At 62.8% G+C, this 16,942-nt stretch carries 18 protein-coding genes and 1 tRNA gene; 3 read left to right on the forward strand and 16 right to left on the reverse strand.

Going from position 1 to position 16,942, the window contains the following annotated elements; translation table 11 throughout:
- Nucleotides 1-83 precede the first annotated feature (83 nt).
- The 7 genes from rpoB to rplK all read right to left on the reverse strand — a co-directional run bounded on the left by rpoB (nucleotide 84) and on the right by rplK (nucleotide 8,059).
- Nucleotides 84-4,226: a DNA-directed RNA polymerase subunit beta gene (gene rpoB, locus FIU91_RS15955; RefSeq protein WP_152463233.1), complete on the reverse strand. Its 4,143-nt coding sequence runs from the start codon at nucleotides 4,224-4,226 to the stop codon at nucleotides 84-86.
- Nucleotides 4,227-4,478: 252 nt separating this feature from the next.
- A complete protein-coding gene (gene rplL / locus FIU91_RS15960; RefSeq protein ID WP_093015361.1) occupies nucleotides 4,479-4,859 on the reverse strand; it encodes a 50S ribosomal protein L7/L12 in 381 nt (126 codons plus the stop codon).
- Between the two features lie 72 nt (nucleotides 4,860-4,931).
- A complete protein-coding gene (gene rplJ / locus FIU91_RS15965) occupies nucleotides 4,932-5,450 on the reverse strand; it encodes a 50S ribosomal protein L10 (protein ID WP_152463234.1) in 519 nt (172 codons plus the stop codon).
- A gap of 373 nt (nucleotides 5,451-5,823) precedes the next feature.
- Nucleotides 5,824-6,003, reverse strand: a complete 180-nt coding sequence (locus FIU91_RS15970; protein WP_152463235.1) for a hypothetical protein — start codon at nucleotides 6,001-6,003, stop codon at nucleotides 5,824-5,826.
- A gap of 4 nt (nucleotides 6,004-6,007) precedes the next feature.
- Nucleotides 6,008-6,739 carry a glycosyltransferase family 2 protein gene (locus FIU91_RS15975; protein WP_152463236.1) on the reverse strand — a complete coding sequence of 244 codons (732 nt, stop codon included), beginning with the start codon at nucleotides 6,737-6,739 and terminating at the stop codon, nucleotides 6,008-6,010.
- Between the two features lie 170 nt (nucleotides 6,740-6,909).
- Nucleotides 6,910-7,608 (reverse strand): 50S ribosomal protein L1, encoded by a 699-nt coding sequence (rplA, locus tag FIU91_RS15980; protein WP_152463237.1) that lies wholly within the window; start codon nucleotides 7,606-7,608, stop codon nucleotides 6,910-6,912.
- Between the two features lies 1 nt (nucleotide 7,609).
- The gene (gene rplK / locus FIU91_RS15985) at nucleotides 7,610-8,059 is read right to left on the reverse strand and encodes a 50S ribosomal protein L11 (protein ID WP_093015372.1); all 450 of its coding nucleotides are present in this window, start codon (nucleotides 8,057-8,059) and stop codon (nucleotides 7,610-7,612) included.
- Nucleotides 8,060-8,271: 212 nt separating this feature from the next.
- Here rplK and FIU91_RS15990 point away from each other — a divergent pair, with 212 nt between their 5' ends.
- Entirely contained in the window at nucleotides 8,272-8,892 is a 621-nt protein-coding gene (locus FIU91_RS15990; RefSeq protein WP_152463238.1) for a YdeI family protein, read from the forward strand.
- A 10-nt stretch (nucleotides 8,893-8,902) separates the two neighbouring features.
- Here the strand turns inward: FIU91_RS15990 and nusG are convergent, their stop codons facing one another.
- Together nusG and secE are read right to left on the reverse strand one after the other, a co-directional pair.
- Nucleotides 8,903-9,436, reverse strand: a complete 534-nt coding sequence (gene nusG, locus FIU91_RS15995; RefSeq protein ID WP_093015378.1) for a transcription termination/antitermination protein NusG — start codon at nucleotides 9,434-9,436, stop codon at nucleotides 8,903-8,905.
- 146 nt (nucleotides 9,437-9,582) lie between these two features.
- Nucleotides 9,583-9,783: a preprotein translocase subunit SecE gene (secE, locus tag FIU91_RS16000; RefSeq protein WP_093015382.1), complete on the reverse strand. Its 201-nt coding sequence runs from the start codon at nucleotides 9,781-9,783 to the stop codon at nucleotides 9,583-9,585.
- Nucleotides 9,784-10,090: 307 nt separating this feature from the next.
- Between secE and FIU91_RS16005 the strand changes: the two genes are divergently transcribed.
- Entirely contained in the window at nucleotides 10,091-10,675 is a 585-nt protein-coding gene (locus tag FIU91_RS16005; RefSeq protein WP_152463239.1) for a hypothetical protein, read from the forward strand.
- An 87-nt stretch (nucleotides 10,676-10,762) separates the two neighbouring features.
- Here FIU91_RS16005 and FIU91_RS16010 read toward each other — a convergent pair.
- Nucleotides 10,763-10,838, reverse strand: a tRNA-Trp gene (locus tag FIU91_RS16010).
- 484 nt (nucleotides 10,839-11,322) lie between these two features.
- Here FIU91_RS16010 and FIU91_RS16015 point away from each other — a divergent pair.
- Nucleotides 11,323-11,550 (forward strand): hypothetical protein, encoded by a 228-nt coding sequence (locus FIU91_RS16015; protein WP_152463240.1) that lies wholly within the window; start codon nucleotides 11,323-11,325, stop codon nucleotides 11,548-11,550.
- Between the two features lie 56 nt (nucleotides 11,551-11,606).
- Here FIU91_RS16015 and FIU91_RS16020 read toward each other — a convergent pair whose 3' ends face one another.
- The 6 genes from FIU91_RS16020 to FIU91_RS16045 form a co-directional block, all read right to left on the reverse strand.
- Entirely contained in the window at nucleotides 11,607-12,845 is a 1,239-nt protein-coding gene (locus FIU91_RS16020) for a CoA transferase (RefSeq protein WP_152463241.1), read from the reverse strand.
- Nucleotides 12,846-13,168: 323 nt separating this feature from the next.
- Nucleotides 13,169-14,344, reverse strand: a complete 1,176-nt coding sequence (gene tuf / locus FIU91_RS16025) for an elongation factor Tu (RefSeq protein WP_152463242.1) — start codon at nucleotides 14,342-14,344, stop codon at nucleotides 13,169-13,171.
- 98 nt (nucleotides 14,345-14,442) lie between these two features.
- A complete protein-coding gene (locus tag FIU91_RS16030; protein WP_371418194.1) occupies nucleotides 14,443-15,135 on the reverse strand; it encodes a hypothetical protein in 693 nt (230 codons plus the stop codon).
- Nucleotides 15,136-15,243: 108 nt separating this feature from the next.
- On the reverse strand, nucleotides 15,244-15,816 hold the full coding sequence (locus tag FIU91_RS16035; protein ID WP_152463243.1) for a cob(I)yrinic acid a,c-diamide adenosyltransferase: 573 nt from the start codon (nucleotides 15,814-15,816) through the stop codon (nucleotides 15,244-15,246).
- Nucleotides 15,817-15,819: 3 nt separating this feature from the next.
- Entirely contained in the window at nucleotides 15,820-16,023 is a 204-nt protein-coding gene (locus FIU91_RS16040) for a twin transmembrane helix small protein (RefSeq protein WP_093008766.1), read from the reverse strand.
- A gap of 84 nt (nucleotides 16,024-16,107) precedes the next feature.
- Nucleotides 16,108-16,941, reverse strand: coding sequence for an SDR family NAD(P)-dependent oxidoreductase (locus FIU91_RS16045; protein ID WP_152463244.1), 834 nt, complete (start codon nucleotides 16,939-16,941; stop codon nucleotides 16,108-16,110).
- Nucleotide 16,942 lies beyond the last annotated feature (1 nt).

The following is a 16,942-nucleotide window of genomic DNA, read 5'->3' on the forward strand; positions in this document are numbered from 1 at the left end:
GAGTTCAGAGGGTGCGGGGAAGGAACAACCCACAGATTTTTAGGTAAAAATCTGTGGGTTGCGCGAGGTGGAGGCGTTCTGCCTCACTCCGCGTCTTCCTCCTCCGCATCCAGGAGTTCCATATTGAGGCCCAGACCCCGGACCTCCTTGACGAGCACGTTGAACGATTCCGGCACGCCGGCCTCGAAGTTGTCCTCGCCTTTGACGATCGACTCGTAGACCTTGGTCCGGCCCGCCACATCGTCCGACTTGACGGTGAGCATCTCCTGAAGCGTATAGGCCGCGCCATACGCTTCGAGGGCCCAGACCTCCATCTCGCCGAAGCGCTGACCGCCGAACTGCGCCTTGCCGCCGAGCGGCTGCTGCGTGACGAGGCTGTAGGGCCCGGTCGAACGCGCGTGGATCTTGTCGTCCACGAGGTGATGCAGTTTCAGCAGGTACTTCACGCCCACGGTGACCGGCCGTGCGAATTGCTCGCCCGTGCGCCCGTCGAAGAGGATCGACTGGCCGCTTTCGTCAAAGCCGGCGCGCTTGAGCGCGTCGTTGACGTCAGGCTCTTTCGCACCGTCGAAGACCGGGGTGGCGATCGGCACACCGCGGGTGACGTTGGACGCCGCCTCGACCAGACGATCTTCGTCGAGATCCTTGAGGCCCTCTTCGTAGACGTCGTCGCCATAGGCGTTCTGCAGCGCTTCGCGGACCGGCGTCAGATCACCCGAACGACGGTATTCCTGCAGCGCCTCGTCGACCTTGATGCCGAGGCCGCGCGCGGCCCAACCCATATGGGTCTCGAGGATCTGACCGACGTTCATCCGGCTCGGCACGCCGAGCGGGTTGAGGCAGAAGTCCACCGGCGTTCCGTCTTCGAGGAACGGCATGTCCTCGATCGGCACGACCTTGGAGATGACGCCCTTGTTGCCGTGACGGCCGGCCATCTTGTCGCCGGGCTGCAGCTTGCGCTTCACCGCCACGAAGACCTTGACCATCTTCATCACGCCCGGGGGCAGATCGTCGCCGCGGCGCACCTTCTCGACCTTGTCGTCGAACCGTGCATCGAGCGCGCGCTTCTGCGCCTCGTACTGCTCGTTCAGCGCCTCGACATGCTTGGCGTCCTCTTCCTCGCCGAGGGCGAGCTGCCACCAATGGCTGCGCGGCAGCCCTTCGAGCAGCTCTTCGGTGATCTCCGAGTTCGCCTTCACGCCCTTGGGCCCCTTCACCGCGGTCTTGCCGAGGATCATGGACTTCAGACGCGCGTAGATGTTGCGGTCGAGGATCGCGAGCTCGTCGTCGCGGTCGCGCGCGAGGCTCTCGATCTCTTCACGCTCGATCTGCAGCGCGCGTTCGTCTTTCTCGACACCGTGACGGTTGAAGACGCGGACTTCCACGACGGTGCCGTAATCGCCCGGCTTCACCCGCAGCGAGGTGTCGCGCACGTCCGAGGCTTTCTCGCCGAAGATGGCGCGGAGGAGCTTTTCCTCCGGCGTCATCGGGCTTTCGCCTTTTGGCGTGATCTTGCCCACGAGAATGTCGCCCGGCTCCACGTCGGCGCCGATATAGACGATGCCCGCCTCGTCGAGGTTACGAAGCGCCTCTTCACCAACGTTCGGGATGTCGCGGGTGATTTCCTCGGGCCCGAGCTTGGTGTCACGGGCCGCGACCTCGAACTCCTCGATATGGACCGAGGTGAAGACGTCGTCCTGCGCGATGCGCTCGGAGATGAGGATGGAGTCCTCGTAGTTGTAGCCGTTCCACGGCATGAAGGCGACGATGACGTTCTTGCCGAGCGCCAGTTCCCCCATATCCGTGGACGGACCATCCGCGATAACCTCGCCCTTCGACACTTCCATGCCCACCGTCACCAGCGGACGCTGGTTGATGCAGGTGTTCTGGTTCGAACGCTGGAACTTGCGGAGGCGATAGATGTCCACGCCCGGATCGCCCGGCTCCAGATCCTCGGTCGCACGGACCACGATCCGGGTTGCGTCGACCTGGTCGATGACCCCGCCGCGACGCGCCATGATCGACGCGCCGGAATCGCGGGCGACGATGCCCTCGATGCCGGTGCCAACCAGCGGCGCCTCAGAGCGCAGCGTCGGCACGGCCTGCCGCTGCATGTTCGAGCCCATCAGCGCGCGGTTCGCGTCGTCGTTCTCGAGGAACGGGATCAGCGAGGCCGCGACCGACACGAGCTGCTTGGGCGAGACGTCGATGAGATCGACATTCTCGGCAGGCGCGAGCGTGTAATCGCCGGACTGGCGGGTGTTCACCAGCTCGTTGATGAAACGGCCGTTTTCGTCGAGCAGCGCGTTCGCCTGCGCGATCGTGTGGCGCATTTCCTCCGTCGCGGACATGTAGCGGACTTCATCCGTCACCGTTCCGTCCTTGACGAGGCGATACGGGGTTTCGATGAAGCCGTACTTGTTGACGCGTGCGAAGGTGGCCAGCGAGTTGATGAGACCGATGTTCGGGCCTTCCGGCGTCTCGATCGGGCACATCCGGCCATAATGCGTCGGGTGCACGTCGCGCACCTCGAAGCCGGCACGCTCGCGGGTCAGACCGCCGGGCCCGAGTGCGGAGAGGCGGCGCTTGTGCGTCACTTCCGACAGCGGGTTGGTCTGGTCCATGAACTGCGACAGCTGCGAGGAGCCGAAGAACTCGCGCACGGCAGCCGCGGCGGGCTTGGCGTTGATCAGATCCTGCGGCATCACCGTGTCGATCTCGACCGACGACATACGCTCCTTGATCGCGCGCTCCATCCGCAGCAGGCCAACGCGGTACTGGTTCTCCATCAGCTCGCCGACCGAGCGCACCCGGCGGTTGCCGAGGTGGTCGATGTCGTCGATGTCGCCGCGACCATCACGCAGATCCACAAGCGCCTTGATGCAGGCCACGATGTCTTCGCGGTCGAGCGTGCGCTGGGTGTCGGGCTTCTCGAGGGCGAGACGCATGTTCATCTTCACGCGGCCGACGGCAGAGAGGTCATAGCGCTCGCTATCGAAGAACAGCGTGTCGAAGAGCGCCGAAGCGGCTTCGACGGTGGGCGGCTCGCCCGGACGCATGACGCGGTAGATGTCCATGAGCGCGGTGTCGCGGTTCATGTTCTTGTCCTGCGCCATGGTGTTGCGCATGTACGGACCGACCGTGATGTTGTCGATGTCGAGGACCGGGATCTCGGTCACGCCGGCATCCACGAGTTCCTTGAGCGTTCCGCCGGTGACTTCGCCATCCTTGTCGACGTTCCAGGTGAGCTCATCGCCCGCCTCGACGTAGATCGCGCCGGTTTCCTCGTTGATGATGTCCTTGGACACGAAGCGACCGACGATGTGGTCGAACGGAACGAGCAGGTTCTCGACCTGACCGTCGTCCTTCAGTTTCTTCACCGCGCGGGGCGTGACCTTCTTTCCGGCCTCGGCGATGATCTCGCCGGAATCCGCATCCACGAGATCGTAGGTCGGCCGTGTGCCGCGGACGCGATCGGGGAAGAACTTGGTGACCCAGCCCTTGCCCTTCTCGAGCTTGAAATCGACCGTGTCGTAATACGCATCCATGATCGCTTCCTGGTCGAGACCCAGGGCGTAAAGAAGCGTGGTGACCGGCAGCTTCCGGCGGCGGTCGATGCGCGCGAAGACGAGATCCTTGGCATCGAATTCGAAATCGAGCCAAGAGCCACGATACGGAATGATGCGGCAGGCGAACAGGAGCTTGCCGGAGGAATGCGTCTTGCCCTTGTCGTGATCGAAAAACACGCCGGGGCTGCGGTGCATCTGGGAGACGATGACCCGCTCCGTGCCGTTCACGATGAACGTGCCGTTATGCGTCATCAGGGGCATGTCGCCCATGAAGACGTCCTGCTCTTTGATGTCCTTGACCGATTTCGCGCCGGTATCCTCATCGACATCGAACACGATCAGACGCAGCGTGACCTTCAGCGGAGCCGCGTAGGTCATGTCGCGCTGCTGACATTCGTCGACATCGTATTTCGGCTTTTCGAGCTCGTAATCGACGAATTCGAGGACGGCCGTCTCGTTGAAATCCTTGATCGGGAAGACGGACTGGAACACGCCCTTGATCCCCTCGCCGTCAAGCGGCTGGGGCTCGTCGCCGGATTTCAGGAACAGATCGTAGGACCGCTTTTGGACCTCGATCAGGTTCGGCATCTCCTGCACTTCGCGGATTTTGCCGTAATACTTACGAAGACGTTTCTGGCCAAGGTAGGATTGCGCCATGGTCGCTTGTCACCTTTCAGTGTCTCTTCCGAGCGCGCGGCCGTCGGGCCCCGGGCGCGTGCTCAACCGAGAGGGCTTGCTCCGATCTATTCTCGGCCTCTGTCCCACCAGAGGCCTTCCCGATCATGGAGCCTTGCCTGAGAAAAGCCCTGCTCTGTCAGGGCCTCTCTGAGACAGGCTCGGCTGGACCCGGATTTCTCCGGATCCAGCCTTGAATATGCTCATCCAGGCCGGGCTTGCCCGACCAGTGGATTACTTGAGCTCGACTTCGGCGCCAGCCTCTTCGAGCTTCTTCTTGATCTCTTCGGCTTCTTCCTTCGGGCACTGCTCTTTGACAGCCTTGCCACCGGCTTCGACCAGTTCCTTGGCTTCTTTGAGGCCAAGACCGGTGATGCCGCGGACTTCCTTGATCACGTTGATCTTGGATGCGCCTGCCGACTTCAGGATGACGTCGAATTCGGTCTGCTCTTCAGCAGCCGCGCCGCCTGCGTCGCCTGCCGGACCGGCCATCATCACTGCGCCGCCGGAAGCGGGCTCGATGCCGTATTCGTCCTTGAGGATGGTCTTGAGTTCCTGGGCTTCGAGAAGCGTCAGGTTGACGATGTCTTCTGCGAGTTTCTTCAGATCAGCCATTGTGACTTCTTTCCGTTACTAGATGTGTCCCAACGCGCGGTTTGCAACCCCACGATGATCTCCATGGATGCCTTAGGCCGCCTCGGCCTTTTCCTCGATGGTGGAAAGGATGGAGGCGATATTCGAAGCGGGCGCGCCGATCGCACCGGCGATGTTCGAAGCGGGTGCGCCGATGCAGCTCGCGATCTGAGCGATGAGCTCGTCGCGCGAGGGCATTTTCGACACGGCTTCGACACCGGCCCGGTCCAGAGGGTCGGTACCCATTGCCCCGCCGAGGATCTGCAGCTTGCTGTTATCCTTGGCGAAGTCCTCAACCACCTTGGCGGCTGCCACGGGGTCTTCGGAATAGGTGAGGACCGTCATGCCCTCGAGATAGGTCTTGATGCTTTCGCACGGACGACCCTCGAGAGCGATCTTTGCGAGCCGGTTCTTGGCGACGCGAACGGACGCCCCGGCGTCGCGTGCGCGACCCCGAAGATCCTGCATCTCGGCAACCGTGAGACCCTCGTAGTGGGCAACCACCACGACGCCAGAGCTTTCGAAGATCTGGCCGAGTTCCTCGACCACTTTCTCTTTCTGGGCTCTATCCACAGTTCTACTCCAAGTATTGGAGGGTCTCCCCTCCGGCTCTTTTTGCTGAGCCTCCGAAGAGGCACGGCGATAAAGTCCGAACGGGGTGTCGCAATCGCGGATCCAACGCTTCACGAAGCGCAGGAAAAGTATGCTCTTCCCGTCTCAGGCAGGATTTAGCGGCACTGGGCCAACCCACCGTCTCGGACGAAACGAGGGCTCTCGCGAATCGCACGAGTGCCCTCAGGAAATGGACCTAGATTATCGGAGGGACATTGCCAAGGGGTCCGGGGAGCAAAATGCGCCGGACAGGTCACTCGAAACTCTGCCCGCTCGGCTCGGATCGGTCAAGCCTGCACGCACCCGCAGCTGGTCGGCCGTCGATCGGCCCCGCTCAAGCGGCAATGGCCCCCGCCACCGTGCCAAACCGGACCGCAGGTACGCTCACCAACTTGCCCGCCCGATCCAGCATGGCCAAACGCTCGGGTCCAAAGACATGCAACTCGGCATAAAGCGTCCAGAGCGCTTCCTCAGGTGTTTCTGACGCAAGCGCATTCTCTAGAAGGACATTCATGCGACTACCATATCCGCGGGACGACATTCGCCAGTCCAGCTTGGACCGCCAGGTGTCGAACCCGCGATCGACGAAGTGCAGAAGATGCGCGCCGTCCGCCGGGCCCATCACGCGCGACGCCAGACGCCACCTGCGTTCGCCCTTGAACCGCCGCCCAATGCTGGCGGATTCGGACCCGGCTTCCAAGACCGACGCGCGTGCAACTTTTCCCCACAAGATGCCCCGCCAGCCCGTCACGGCTGCGCGTCACAAGTGATAGGGTCGGATACACACTCTGGCGTAGCCAGCGCGGCATCGGCAGTCGGAAATGAAACTGCTCCGGATCGTGCGGGGTCTGCACATGCTCTGCGGTGCGGAATGTGACGCTCACCGTTTCTGGTTCCTGCGCGTCCAGCTCTTCGGCGAGGCTGCGCCCTTCGAGATGAAAGAACTCATCGCCGTCGCATGCCGCGAACCAGCCTGCGGGCGCGGCACGGTAGGCATAAGTCAGAAAATGGTTCTGGCGCATCGGAAACGCCTTATTCGCGGCAATCCCGCAGACTGACCAGAACTCGGACGTCCCACGCTCGACAACGACATCAGGCGCGCCCAAGAACAGATCCGCCGCAGGATCGGACGGGTCGTCGAAACACAGGTGAAACCGCGTCACGCCCTGGCTGCGGTGCCAATCGACGAAACTCAAGACGCTATCCGCCGGCTCTTTCAGGATCGCGGCAAGCGTCAGTTGGACGGCCATGAAAACGGTCTCTATGCATCTGCCGGTTCGGCACGACGCCCCCGGATCTGCACGCGAATTTACCTACGCATCCGGAGCCTCAAAGTAAAAACGGGCCGCCACTCAAGGCCGCCCGTCTCTTTGTTTTCAAGGTGATGCACCGCGGACTCAACCGCTGGCCATCAAATGTGTCAGTTTCCCGTCGCGTTCGAGATATCGACCGTGATGCCAGGGCCCATGGTCGAGGACAGGCAGACCCTCTTCATGTAGGTGCCTTTCGCGCCGGCGGGCTTCGCCTTTGAGACCGCGTCAACGAACGCGCGGATGTTCTCAGCAAGCTTGGCCTCGTCGAAGGAAACCTTGCCGACGCCCGCGTGGATGACGCCTGCCTTCTCGGCCTTGAACTGGACCTGACCGCCCTTCGCCGCCTCGACGGCTTCCTTGACGTCCATCGTCACCGTGCCGACCTTGGGGTTCGGCATCAGGTTCCGCGGGCCGAGGATCTTACCCAGGCGACCGACAATCGGCATCATGTCCGGCGTCGCGATGCAGCGGTCAAAGTTGATCTCGCCGTTCTGGATCGTCTCCATCAGGTCTTCGGCACCGACGATGTCGGCTCCGGCGGCCTGCGCCTCTTCGGCTTTCGGGCCGCGGGCGAAGACGGCGACGCGGACGGTCTTGCCGGTGCCGTTCGGCAGGCCGACGACGCCGCGGACCATCTGGTCGGCGTGACGCGGATCGACGCCGAGGTTCATCGCGATCTCGACGGTCTCATCGAACTTGACGTTCGCGTTCGACTTGATGAGCGACACGGCCTCTTCGACGGTCACGTTTTCCTTGCCTGCGAAGGCCTCACGAGCGGAGCGGGTGCGTTTTCCGAGCTTTGCCATCTTACTTCACCTCGATGCCCATGGACTTCGCGGAGCCCAGAACGATCTTCATTGCCGCTTCGACGTCGTTCGCCGAAAGGTCCTTCATCTTGGCCTCGGCGATTTCGCGCACCTGCTTGCGGGTGACGGTCGCGACGGTCTCACGGCCCGGCGTGGTCGCGCCCTTCGGGCGGTTCCGCTTGCCGACCGGCTTCAGGCCGGCTGCCTTCTTCAGATAGTAAGACGCGGGCGGCGTCTTGATATCCATCGTGAAGGACTTGTCCTGGTAATAGGTGATGAGCGTCGGGCACGGTGCGCCCTGCTCCATCTCCTGCGTCTTGGCGTTGAACGCCTTGCAGAATTCCATGATGTTGATGCCGCGCTGACCCAGTGCCGGACCGACCGGCGGGGAGGGGTTCGCTTGGCCTGCAGGAATCTGCAGCTTCATCGTGCCAGCAAGCTTCTTGGCCATCTGGCGTCTCCTTTCTTCCAACAGCCGGGGAACGCGATCCGCCGGCATTTTTCGTTGTGTGGTCAGGTCCGGACAGCGCGCCGCCCTCGCCTCCCACATGAGATCTGGTCCGAACGGGTCGGAACAGGCGCTGCGCGTACACCTCACGGGCGCGCTTGGCAACCCCCGGACGCACCGACTACCCTTGGGAGTCGGAAGAAGAGGTGAGACGCATGATCACCGAGGCCGAGATCTACTTCGCACAGGGCTGCGGGCGCTGCGATCGTTTCGCGACGCCGGATTGCTCTGCCGTGCGTTGGCAGCCTGCCCTCGATGCGTTGCGGGATCTCCTCCGCGCGGAAGGTCTGAGAGAGACGGCGAAGTGGGGCCACCCTTGCTACATGCATCTTTCGAGGAACATCGCGATTATCGGTGCATTCCGCGCGGAGTTCCGGCTGAGCTTCTTCGATGCCGCGTTAATGGAAGACCGCGACGGGGTTCTGGAGCGGCAAGGCCAGAATACCGCGCAGCCCGATGCGGTGCGCTTCACCGATATCGGTGATGTCGCGCGGAAAGCCGACTCTGTTCGCGCACTCATAGCCCAGGCAAAGCGGCATGCGGAGACGGGAACCCGAGCGCCGAAGACGCAGGTGGAACTCGACTGTCCACCCGCCCTCATCGACGCGCTGGATAGCGATCCGGATTTCGCAGAAGCTTTCGCTGCGCTTACACCGGGCCGGCGCAAAAGCTACGTCTTGCATGTGAATGGCGCCAAACATCGAGACACCCAGGACGCAAGGATCACCCGCTTCCGTGAGAAGGTCTTTGCTGGGAAGGGCTTCAACGAGCGCTAGGGCCGCGCCATCAGCCTTGCTTGGTCACCTGGGTGAACTCCAGCTCGACCGGAGTTTCGCGACCGAAGATCGAGACCGACACGCGCAGGCGCTGATTGTCTTCGTCGACACCCTCGACCATGCCGTCGAAATCCTCGAACGGCCCGTCGTTGACCTTGACTTTCTCGCCGACCTCGAAGTGGATGAGCGTGCGCGGGGCTTCTTCGCCCTCCTGCACGCGTCCGAGGATCGCCTGCACTTCGGCGTCGCGCATCGGCATCGGCCGGCCTTGCGGCCCGAGGAACCCCGTGACGCGGTTCATCGAGTTTATAAGATGATAGCCTTGGTCGGACATTTCCATCCGCACGAGAACGTAACCCGGCATGAAGCGACGCTCGGTATTGACCTTCTTGCCGCGGCGCACCTCGATGACCTCTTCGGTCGGAACCAGAACCTCTTCGATCTGGTCCTCGAGGCCCTGCTCGGCCACCGCCGTCCGGATCTGTTCGGCGACTTTCTTCTCGAAGTTCGAGAGAACGCTAACCGAATACCACCGCTTCGCCATCTGGCCCTGTCCTCATCTTGGGTCCGGGAAATGCCCCGGGGTCTGCAAAGAAAAGCGGCGTGCAACGCGACTCATTGCACGCCCGATCCCGAAAGTGCGCGTCGTCTACAGTTCCGCCGGAGCGAATTCAAGTCGTCAGTCGCGGGTCAGCCCGCAAAGACGGAAAGGATACCCTGGAGCCCCGACCGGATGCCGAGATCGACCAGCGCAAAGAAGATCGCGGTCAGAGTCGCCATGATGAAGACCATGATCGTGGTCAACACCACCTCGCGGCGCGTCGGCCAGACGACCTTCGCCACTTCGGCGCGGACCTGCTGAACGAACTGCATCGGATTGGTTTTGGCCATGACGGACCCTTTTCTCGCGTGATCGTCGGGCAGATACGGCGAAGCGCGCCGGACTTCAAGAGAAGACCGGAAGTCAGCGTGCCGCGACGCTGCCTTTACCGCCGCGTTTAATAAAGCACCCGCGCGATGTGTCGCGCACGATGCATTTCAACGCTCCATCACCGCTATGTGAGATTCTCTGGCGTTTTCGCGAGGTTGGGGAACGGGGTCGCGCCTCGTGCTGTTCTTCACCCATACCGATCGCGGCACGTGTCGCATCGGCCGGATGAAAACCGGATGAACAAACGAGACGAGAAAGGATACGATTATGAAACGCTTTATGACCGCAACCGCACTGACATTCGCAATGGCCGGCACCGCGTTCGCCGCAACCGAGGCAGAGCGTGTGCAGATCCAGTCCTACCTGCCGAACGCGGATGTTTCCGGCTGGAGCGACACCGAAGTCGCCACGGCGATGAACATCATTAACTCGAACGACCGTCGTTCGGACATCGTCGGTCAATTGAACGCGCTTTATGACGGCGAAGACTATGTCTCGACGCCTGCGACGATCACCGAGGCGGAGATGGCACTTCTTGACCAGTACGTTGATGGTGTCGATTACTCCATGATGCCGCAGGCGCGCGTCGATGCAGCGATCTCCGCCGCTCAGAGCGGCATGTCCGAGAGCGACAAGTCTTCCGAGATCGTCGCACTCCTGTCGGACGACGCAACGCCGATGAGCGACATGAATTCCGCATCGGCCGGCGAGATCGCGTTGATCCGCCAATACGCGCCGGACGCTGATGTCTCCACGCTGAGCGATCAGCAGGTGCAGTCGGTGCTCGCGATCATCTACTCCAGCGAAAACGCGGGCGATGTGCGCGGTGATGTCGAAGCATACTTGAACTAAGGTCGCCACCAGAGACACGCCTCTCTCAGGCACGGAAAGGGCCCGCTTTCGAGCGGGCCTTTTTGCATTCCGTCGCTGTCGGGAAACTGGCAGGGGCAGCAGGGCTCGAACCCGCGACCTACGGTTTTGGAGACCGTCGCTCTACCAACTGAGCTATACCCCTATCCAGCGCAGCGGATACCCCGTGCCTCGCCGGGTTTCAAGAGTGGATTGCGATCACGGCAGGCCTCACGCGGATCTCTTGCCCATCCCTGAAATGTTGCACCCTTCAAGACATTGCTCCGCCCTGCGTGAGCGCGCAGCTTCAGGTGCGTGAGGTATATTACGGTGCATCAACGCACAGAATCTGTGACACTTTCTGGCGAACAGCCTTTTGTTGCAATTGGCTGCCTCCAGACGCGTACGCGTGAGCCGTGAAACTACATAAGAATTTGATATTAATAACTTTTATATACCGCACCGCGGCGAGCTGACACACCTTCTGTCAAGGGCAAAACGGCGTGATCGGCCGTGACGATTTCCGTGATTGGCAGGAATTCGCGGGCTTCCTTACGTCTCACTCACCGGGCAGCAACGCCCTGACACTCAAGCGCCCCACCGGGCATATCTAAAGCCCCACCGGGCAAATGGACGAAAGGAGAAAGATCATGAAAACTGCAGCAACTCTCACCGCCCTCGTTCTCGCAACTGCAACCGGCTCGGCAGCATTCGCCGCGACCGACGCGCAAATCGCGCAGATCGAGAACTTCGCCAATGTCGACGCGTCCGGTCTGACCAACGCCGAAGCGGCCTCGGTCCTGAACGTCATCCACGGCGGCGGGAGCATCTCCGAGAAGCGCTCCCACGTCGAGAGCCTGGTCGGCAAGTACCAGTAAACGCGCGCTGCCTTAGCGCCGAAAGGCCGCCCCCACCCGGGGCGGCCTTGTTCGCGTCAAGCGGCGGTCGCGCGCGCCTGACGCGTTGAATCTCCCACGATTCCCCGGTCGAAAAGCTGCTGGATCTCGGTATCGTCGAGGCCACCGACCTCGGCCAAAACACCTTCGGTATGCGCGCCAAGCTCAGGCGCAATGACCGGTTCTTCGCGGGCAAAGCCGGTATAAGTCGTAACGTGTCCCGGCACAGGATAACGACCAAGTCCCGGCTGATCGAGCACCGAGAAAACCGGGTTGTCCGGCCCAAGATCAGGATCGTCCCGCAGCGCCTCGGCAACGTTGCGAAACGGCCCCCAGGTCACACCGGCCGCATCCAACTCTCGCGCCACGGCATCGCTACTCCGCGCGGAGAACCACGGCGACAGGATCGCGGTGATCTGCTGACGCAGCGCGAAGCGCACGCCTTCATCGGAGAGAGACTTGCCGGCACGGGCCGCGAGCCGCTCCATCTGCGCTTCGGTTCCCGTAACGCGCACGAGCCCCTTCCACTGCCGCTCCGTCAACCCGATCACCATCACCCGCCGGCCATCGGCACATCGGAAGTCCTGACCGTATGCGCCGTAAAGCGCGTTGCCGCATTTGGCGCGAGGGCCCTGGGTCGCCGCCTCTCCGATCATGCCGAGATGGCCGATCGTCGCCGCGGCGATATCCTTCAGGGACAAGGTCGCGCCCTGCCCTTCGCCAGTTCTGAGGCGATGTCGCTCTGCCGCCAGAAGCGCCTGCACGACATGACCGCCCGCCGCGATATCCCAGGCGGGAAGCGCGTGAGACACCGGCGCCGAGAGACCCTCGGGCCCCGTCATGTCCGGGATACCGATCGCGGGGTTCACGGTGTAGTCGACCTGCGGGCGTCCATGCCGGTCGCCTGTCAGCGTGACCGAGACGAGATCCGGCCGCGCGCGGGAAAGCGTTTCGTGGTCGAGCCACCCCTTCACGGCAAGATTGGTGATGAAGAGCCCCGCATCCTCGCCGGGCGCGGTGATAAGCCGCGTAATGAGCTCCCGGCCCTCAGGGGTGCGCATGTCGATGGCGACCGACTTCTTGCCCTTGTTCAGACCGGCCCAGAAATGGCTGCGACCGGTGGGTGCGACCGGCCAGCGCGACGCGTCGAGACCGCCCTCCAGCCGGTCGAAGCGGATCACCTCCGCCCCCATCTGCGCGAGGGTCATGCCCGCGAGCGGCACGGCCACGAACGCGGATCCTTCGATCACACGCATGCCCTTGAGGATCGCAGTCATTGGCAGCCTCCCATTCCGACGGTCAGCGCGGTACTGCGCTGCACCTCTCGAAAGAAAGGCGGAAATCAAAATTTATCAAGTAAAATCATATACTTGACTGGATACAACGGTATACAGCGCCAATGCATGTGCGGCATTTCGAGGCTATCGCATTGATCGAAAGCCGCAATCCCGATGCTGCGGCTGCATCGCCCTCGAGACGGTTTTTCAACGCGGCGAAGCCCTTTCACGGCATGCGGCGGGATACGGAATCACCGAAACGAAAAAGGCCGCCCCGAGGGGCGGCCTTTTCGATCTCCAGAGCGCGGTCAGGCGCGGCGCGATTACTCGACGATCTTCGAGACGACGCCGGAGCCGACGGTGCGGCCGCCTTCGCGGATGGCGAAGCGCAGACCGTCTTCCATCGCGATCGGTGCGATCAGCTCGACGGCGAACTTCAGGTTGTCGCCGGGCATGACCATCTCGGTGCCCTCGGGCAGCGTCACGGTGCCGGTCACGTCCGTCGTCCGGAAGTAGAACTGCGGGCGGTAGTTCGCGAAGAACGGCGTGTGGCGGCCGCCTTCTTCCTTGGTCAGGATGTAGACCTCGGCTTCGAACTTGGTGTGCGGCTGAACCGATTTCGGCTTGCAGAGCACCTGGCCGCGCTCGACCGCGTCACGGTCGATGCCGCGCAGAAGCGCGCCGATATTGTCGCCCGCCTCGCCGCGATCGAGCAGCTTGCGGAACATCTCGACACCCGTGCAGGTCGTCTTCTGCGTGTCCTTGATGCCGACGATCTCGAGCTCGTCGCCCACGTTGATGACGCCGCGCTCGACACGGCCGGTGACCACGGTGCCGCGGCCGGAAATCGAGAACACGTCCTCGATCGGCATCAGGAACGGCTGGTCGACGGCGCGTGCGGGCTGCGGGATGTACTCGTCCACAGCGGCCATCAGCTCGCGGATCTTGTTCTCGCCGATCTCGGGATCACGGCCTTCCATCGCCGCCAGAGCCGAGCCCGCGACGATCGGAATGTCGTCGCCCGGGAAGTCGTAGGCGGACAGAAGCTCGCGGACTTCCATCTCGACGAGCTCGAGGAGCTCCTCGTCGTCGACCTGGTCGACCTTGTTGAGGAACACGACCATCGCCGGGATACCGACCTGGCGGCCGAGCAGGATGTGCTCGCGCGTCTGCGGCATCGGGCCGTCGGCCGCGTTCACCACCAGGATCGCGCCGTCCATCTGAGCGGCACCGGTGATCATGTTCTTCACGTAGTCGGCGTGACCCGGGCAGTCGACGTGCGCATAGTGCCGCGCGTCGGTCTCGTATTCCACATGCGCCGTCGAGATCGTGATCCCGCGGGCCTTCTCTTCGGGCGCGCCGTCGATCTGGTCATAGGCGCGGAAGTCGCCGAAATACTTCGTGATCGCAGCCGTCAGCGTGGTCTTGCCGTGGTCAACGTGACCGATCGTGCCGATGTTGCAGTGCGGCTTCGAGCGGTCGAACTTTTCCTTTGCCATCTTGTCAGACGCCTCGTCTTTCTGGGGCCGCCTGCGGCCCGGTTTGCATCGCGGGCGAAATATTGAGTCGCGACAGGAAAATCAAGCCGATGTTCGGCTCAGCCGCCCGGAGTGGTGATCTCGGGCTGGAGCGTCGGATCGAAGACGCTCGCCGATCCTGGCGCGGAGGCGGCGGGCGGCGCCTCGGCAGCCTCCGCCTCGGGTGCCTCCTCGGCGTCGGGAACGATCGGCCGGCCTGCATCGGGACCGCCGAACCATCCCTCTTCTCGCTGCTGACGGCGCATCCAGTTCTCGATCACCAAGGCGATATTGGCCGAGAGATTGCGCATCTGCTCTTCCTTGCTTTGCGTGACGCCGGAGCCGATCACCGTTTCGGCCGAGGGCGCCTCGAGCGCGGTGAGCTGCTCGGCCTCCTCGTTCAGCTTCTGGCCGGTCGCGTCCTCGAAGACCGTGACATTCACGATCAGCACCGATTTCGGTGAGAAGACCAGCGGGATGCCCGGCTGCGCCAGCACGTAGCCCTCGATCGAGATCCCGAGGTGATAGAAGTTATCGCCCTGGTAGCGGCGAAACCGCTCCTCGATCGCCGCGTCGAGCGTTTCGATCCATTCCTCGTCCGAGGCATCGCGCGAGGCGGGCCCTTTGACGATGTTCGGAGCGACGACAATGCCGTGGCCCATCTTGAAATTGCCGATCGGCTCGACCGGCTTTCGGAGTTCCCGGGCCCCGTCGGCACATGCAGACAGGGTGAACGCGAAAGCGAGAAGAGTAAGAGCGCGCAGGATCGTCACGGGCAGCGGCCTTTCCTTAAGGTCGGATCGCAACGACACCTACGATAAGCGGCGGCTCAGGGCAATCTGAGCCGCCGCTTGCAATTTACGCAGAAGACCTCGCCGCGTTCAGCGGTTCGCACCCGGAACCCAGAGCACGTCTGCGCGGCCTTCGTCGTTGGCGATGCGCGCGGCGACGAAGAACCAGTCGGACAGGCGGTTGAGATATTTCACCGCGGCCTCGTTCACGCCTTCGACCGCCGCAAGCTCGATGGTCTTGCGCTCGGCCCGCCGCGCCACCGTCCGGCACTGATGAAGATGCGCGGCAAGCGGCGAGCCGCCCGGAAGGATGAAGCTCCGCAGAGGCTCGAGCCGCTTGTTCATCGCGTCGATCTCGGACTCGAGCCGGTCGACTTGGCTGGGCACCATGCGAAGGACGGGATATTCCGCCTCCTCGTCCTTGTGCATATCCGGTCGGCAGAGATCGGCCCCGAGGTCGAAGAGATCGTTCTGGATCCGCGCCAGCTGTCCGTCGAAGTCATCCTCGGCATGAAGCCGCGCGACACCGAGGACCGCGTTCAGCTCGTCGACCGTGCCGTAGGCCGCGACCCTCGGTGAATGCTTGGCCACCCGCGTGCCGTCACCGAGCGCGGTTTCCCCGGCATCGCCGGTGCGGGTGTAGATACGATTGAGAACAACCACAGTTCAGCCTCCCCTGCGAACCCAGACAAACAACAGGATCAGAAGCACCGCCACGAACTGCGCCGCGATCCTCAGACGCATCACCTTGTTGGCGTGCTTGCGATTGAACTCGCCACCTTTGGCGAAGCCGCCGATCCCAACGAGAAGGATGACGACGACGGCGAGCATGACCACGGCCATGACAATGAAAAGCGGATCGTTGAGCATCGGGGCTCCTTTCCGGCAATGTTCCCTTGTGAGGCCATGAGCTAGGTGACGCGCCCACGTGATCCATCACTTTCTTGGCGGAGATCACCCCTTGTCGACCACCCAGTCAAGGGCGCGGGTCGGGAGCGCGCGGCGCAGGGCCCCAATGATGTGCGTCGGCTTGGTGACGTAGTAGCGCGGCCTGGGACGCGGTGCGGTCAACGCATGGACGAGCTTTTCCGTGACTGCCGAGGCGGGCAGCTCGAAACGGTTACCGCCCGATCCCTGGTAGAGCTGATCCAGAAGCTCTGCGCGATACTGATCGGCGCGGGGGCTCGCCTTCCAGTCGACCCAACGCTCGAACTGGCGAATGGCGTTCTGGCGAAACTCCGTGCGGATCGGGCCGGGCTCGATCAGGCTGACATGGATATTCTCTGGCGCCATCTCGAGGCGCAGCACATCCGCCCAGCCTTCAAGCGCGAATTTGGTCGCGCAATAGGCCCCGCGATACTTCATGCCGACAAGCCCGAGAACCGACGAATTGAGCACGATACGACCATGTCCCGCCGCGCGCATCGCGGGCAGGATCTCGCGGGTGAGGCCGTGCCAGCCGAGGAAATTGGCACGGAAGATCGCCTCCATCGCCTCCGCGGGAACGTCCTCAAGCGGCGCTGGGATGGCGTAGGCACCGTTGTGGAACACCGCATCGATCGTTCCGCCGGTCGCCTCGAAGACACGCGCAAGCGCGGATGAGAACGTCGCCGGCTCTTCGTAATCGAGGCGCGGACTGACAAATCCTTCAGCCTCGCGACGGGCGCAATCCTCATCTCGGCGGCAGCTGGCGAAGACCTGCCACCCGAGATCCCGGAGGCGATGCGCCGCATCACGCCCGATACCGCTCGAACATCCGGTAATCAGTATGGACTTGCCGCCGCTCATG

Origin of the sequence: Roseivivax sp. THAF30, from assembly GCF_009363575.1 — a bacterium.
Taxonomy (GTDB): domain Bacteria; phylum Pseudomonadota; class Alphaproteobacteria; order Rhodobacterales; family Rhodobacteraceae; genus Roseivivax; species Roseivivax halotolerans.

What these genes read in the sequence shown, in the direction of transcription:
- rpoB (WP_152463233.1), bottom strand. Translation starts at nt 4,226, where the DNA reads ATGGCGCAATCCTACCTTGGCCAGAAACGTCTTCGTAAGTATTACGGC.
- rplL (WP_093015361.1), bottom strand. Translation starts at nt 4,859, where the DNA reads ATGGCTGATCTGAAGAAACTCGCAGAAGACATCGTCAACCTGACGCTT.
- FIU91_RS15970 (WP_152463235.1), bottom strand. Translation starts at nt 6,003, where the DNA reads ATGAATGTCCTTCTAGAGAATGCGCTTGCGTCAGAAACACCTGAGGAA.
- FIU91_RS15975 (WP_152463236.1), bottom strand. Translation starts at nt 6,739, where the DNA reads ATGGCCGTCCAACTGACGCTTGCCGCGATCCTGAAAGAGCCGGCGGAT.
- rplA (WP_152463237.1), bottom strand. Translation starts at nt 7,608, where the DNA reads ATGGCAAAGCTCGGAAAACGCACCCGCTCCGCTCGTGAGGCCTTCGCA.
- rplK (WP_093015372.1), bottom strand. Translation starts at nt 8,059, where the DNA reads ATGGCCAAGAAGCTTGCTGGCACGATGAAGCTGCAGATTCCTGCAGGC.
- FIU91_RS15990 (WP_152463238.1), top strand. Translation starts at nt 8,272, where the DNA reads ATGATCACCGAGGCCGAGATCTACTTCGCACAGGGCTGCGGGCGCTGC.
- nusG (WP_093015378.1), bottom strand. Translation starts at nt 9,436, where the DNA reads ATGGCGAAGCGGTGGTATTCGGTTAGCGTTCTCTCGAACTTCGAGAAG.
- secE (WP_093015382.1), bottom strand. Translation starts at nt 9,783, where the DNA reads ATGGCCAAAACCAATCCGATGCAGTTCGTTCAGCAGGTCCGCGCCGAA.
- FIU91_RS16005 (WP_152463239.1), top strand. Translation starts at nt 10,091, where the DNA reads ATGAAACGCTTTATGACCGCAACCGCACTGACATTCGCAATGGCCGGC.
- FIU91_RS16015 (WP_152463240.1), top strand. Translation starts at nt 11,323, where the DNA reads ATGAAAACTGCAGCAACTCTCACCGCCCTCGTTCTCGCAACTGCAACC.
- FIU91_RS16020 (WP_152463241.1), bottom strand. Translation starts at nt 12,845, where the DNA reads ATGACTGCGATCCTCAAGGGCATGCGTGTGATCGAAGGATCCGCGTTC.
- tuf (WP_152463242.1), bottom strand. Translation starts at nt 14,344, where the DNA reads ATGGCAAAGGAAAAGTTCGACCGCTCGAAGCCGCACTGCAACATCGGC.
- FIU91_RS16040 (WP_093008766.1), bottom strand. Translation starts at nt 16,023, where the DNA reads ATGCTCAACGATCCGCTTTTCATTGTCATGGCCGTGGTCATGCTCGCC.
- FIU91_RS16045 (WP_152463244.1), bottom strand. Translation starts at nt 16,941, where the DNA reads ATGAGCGGCGGCAAGTCCATACTGATTACCGGATGTTCGAGCGGTATC.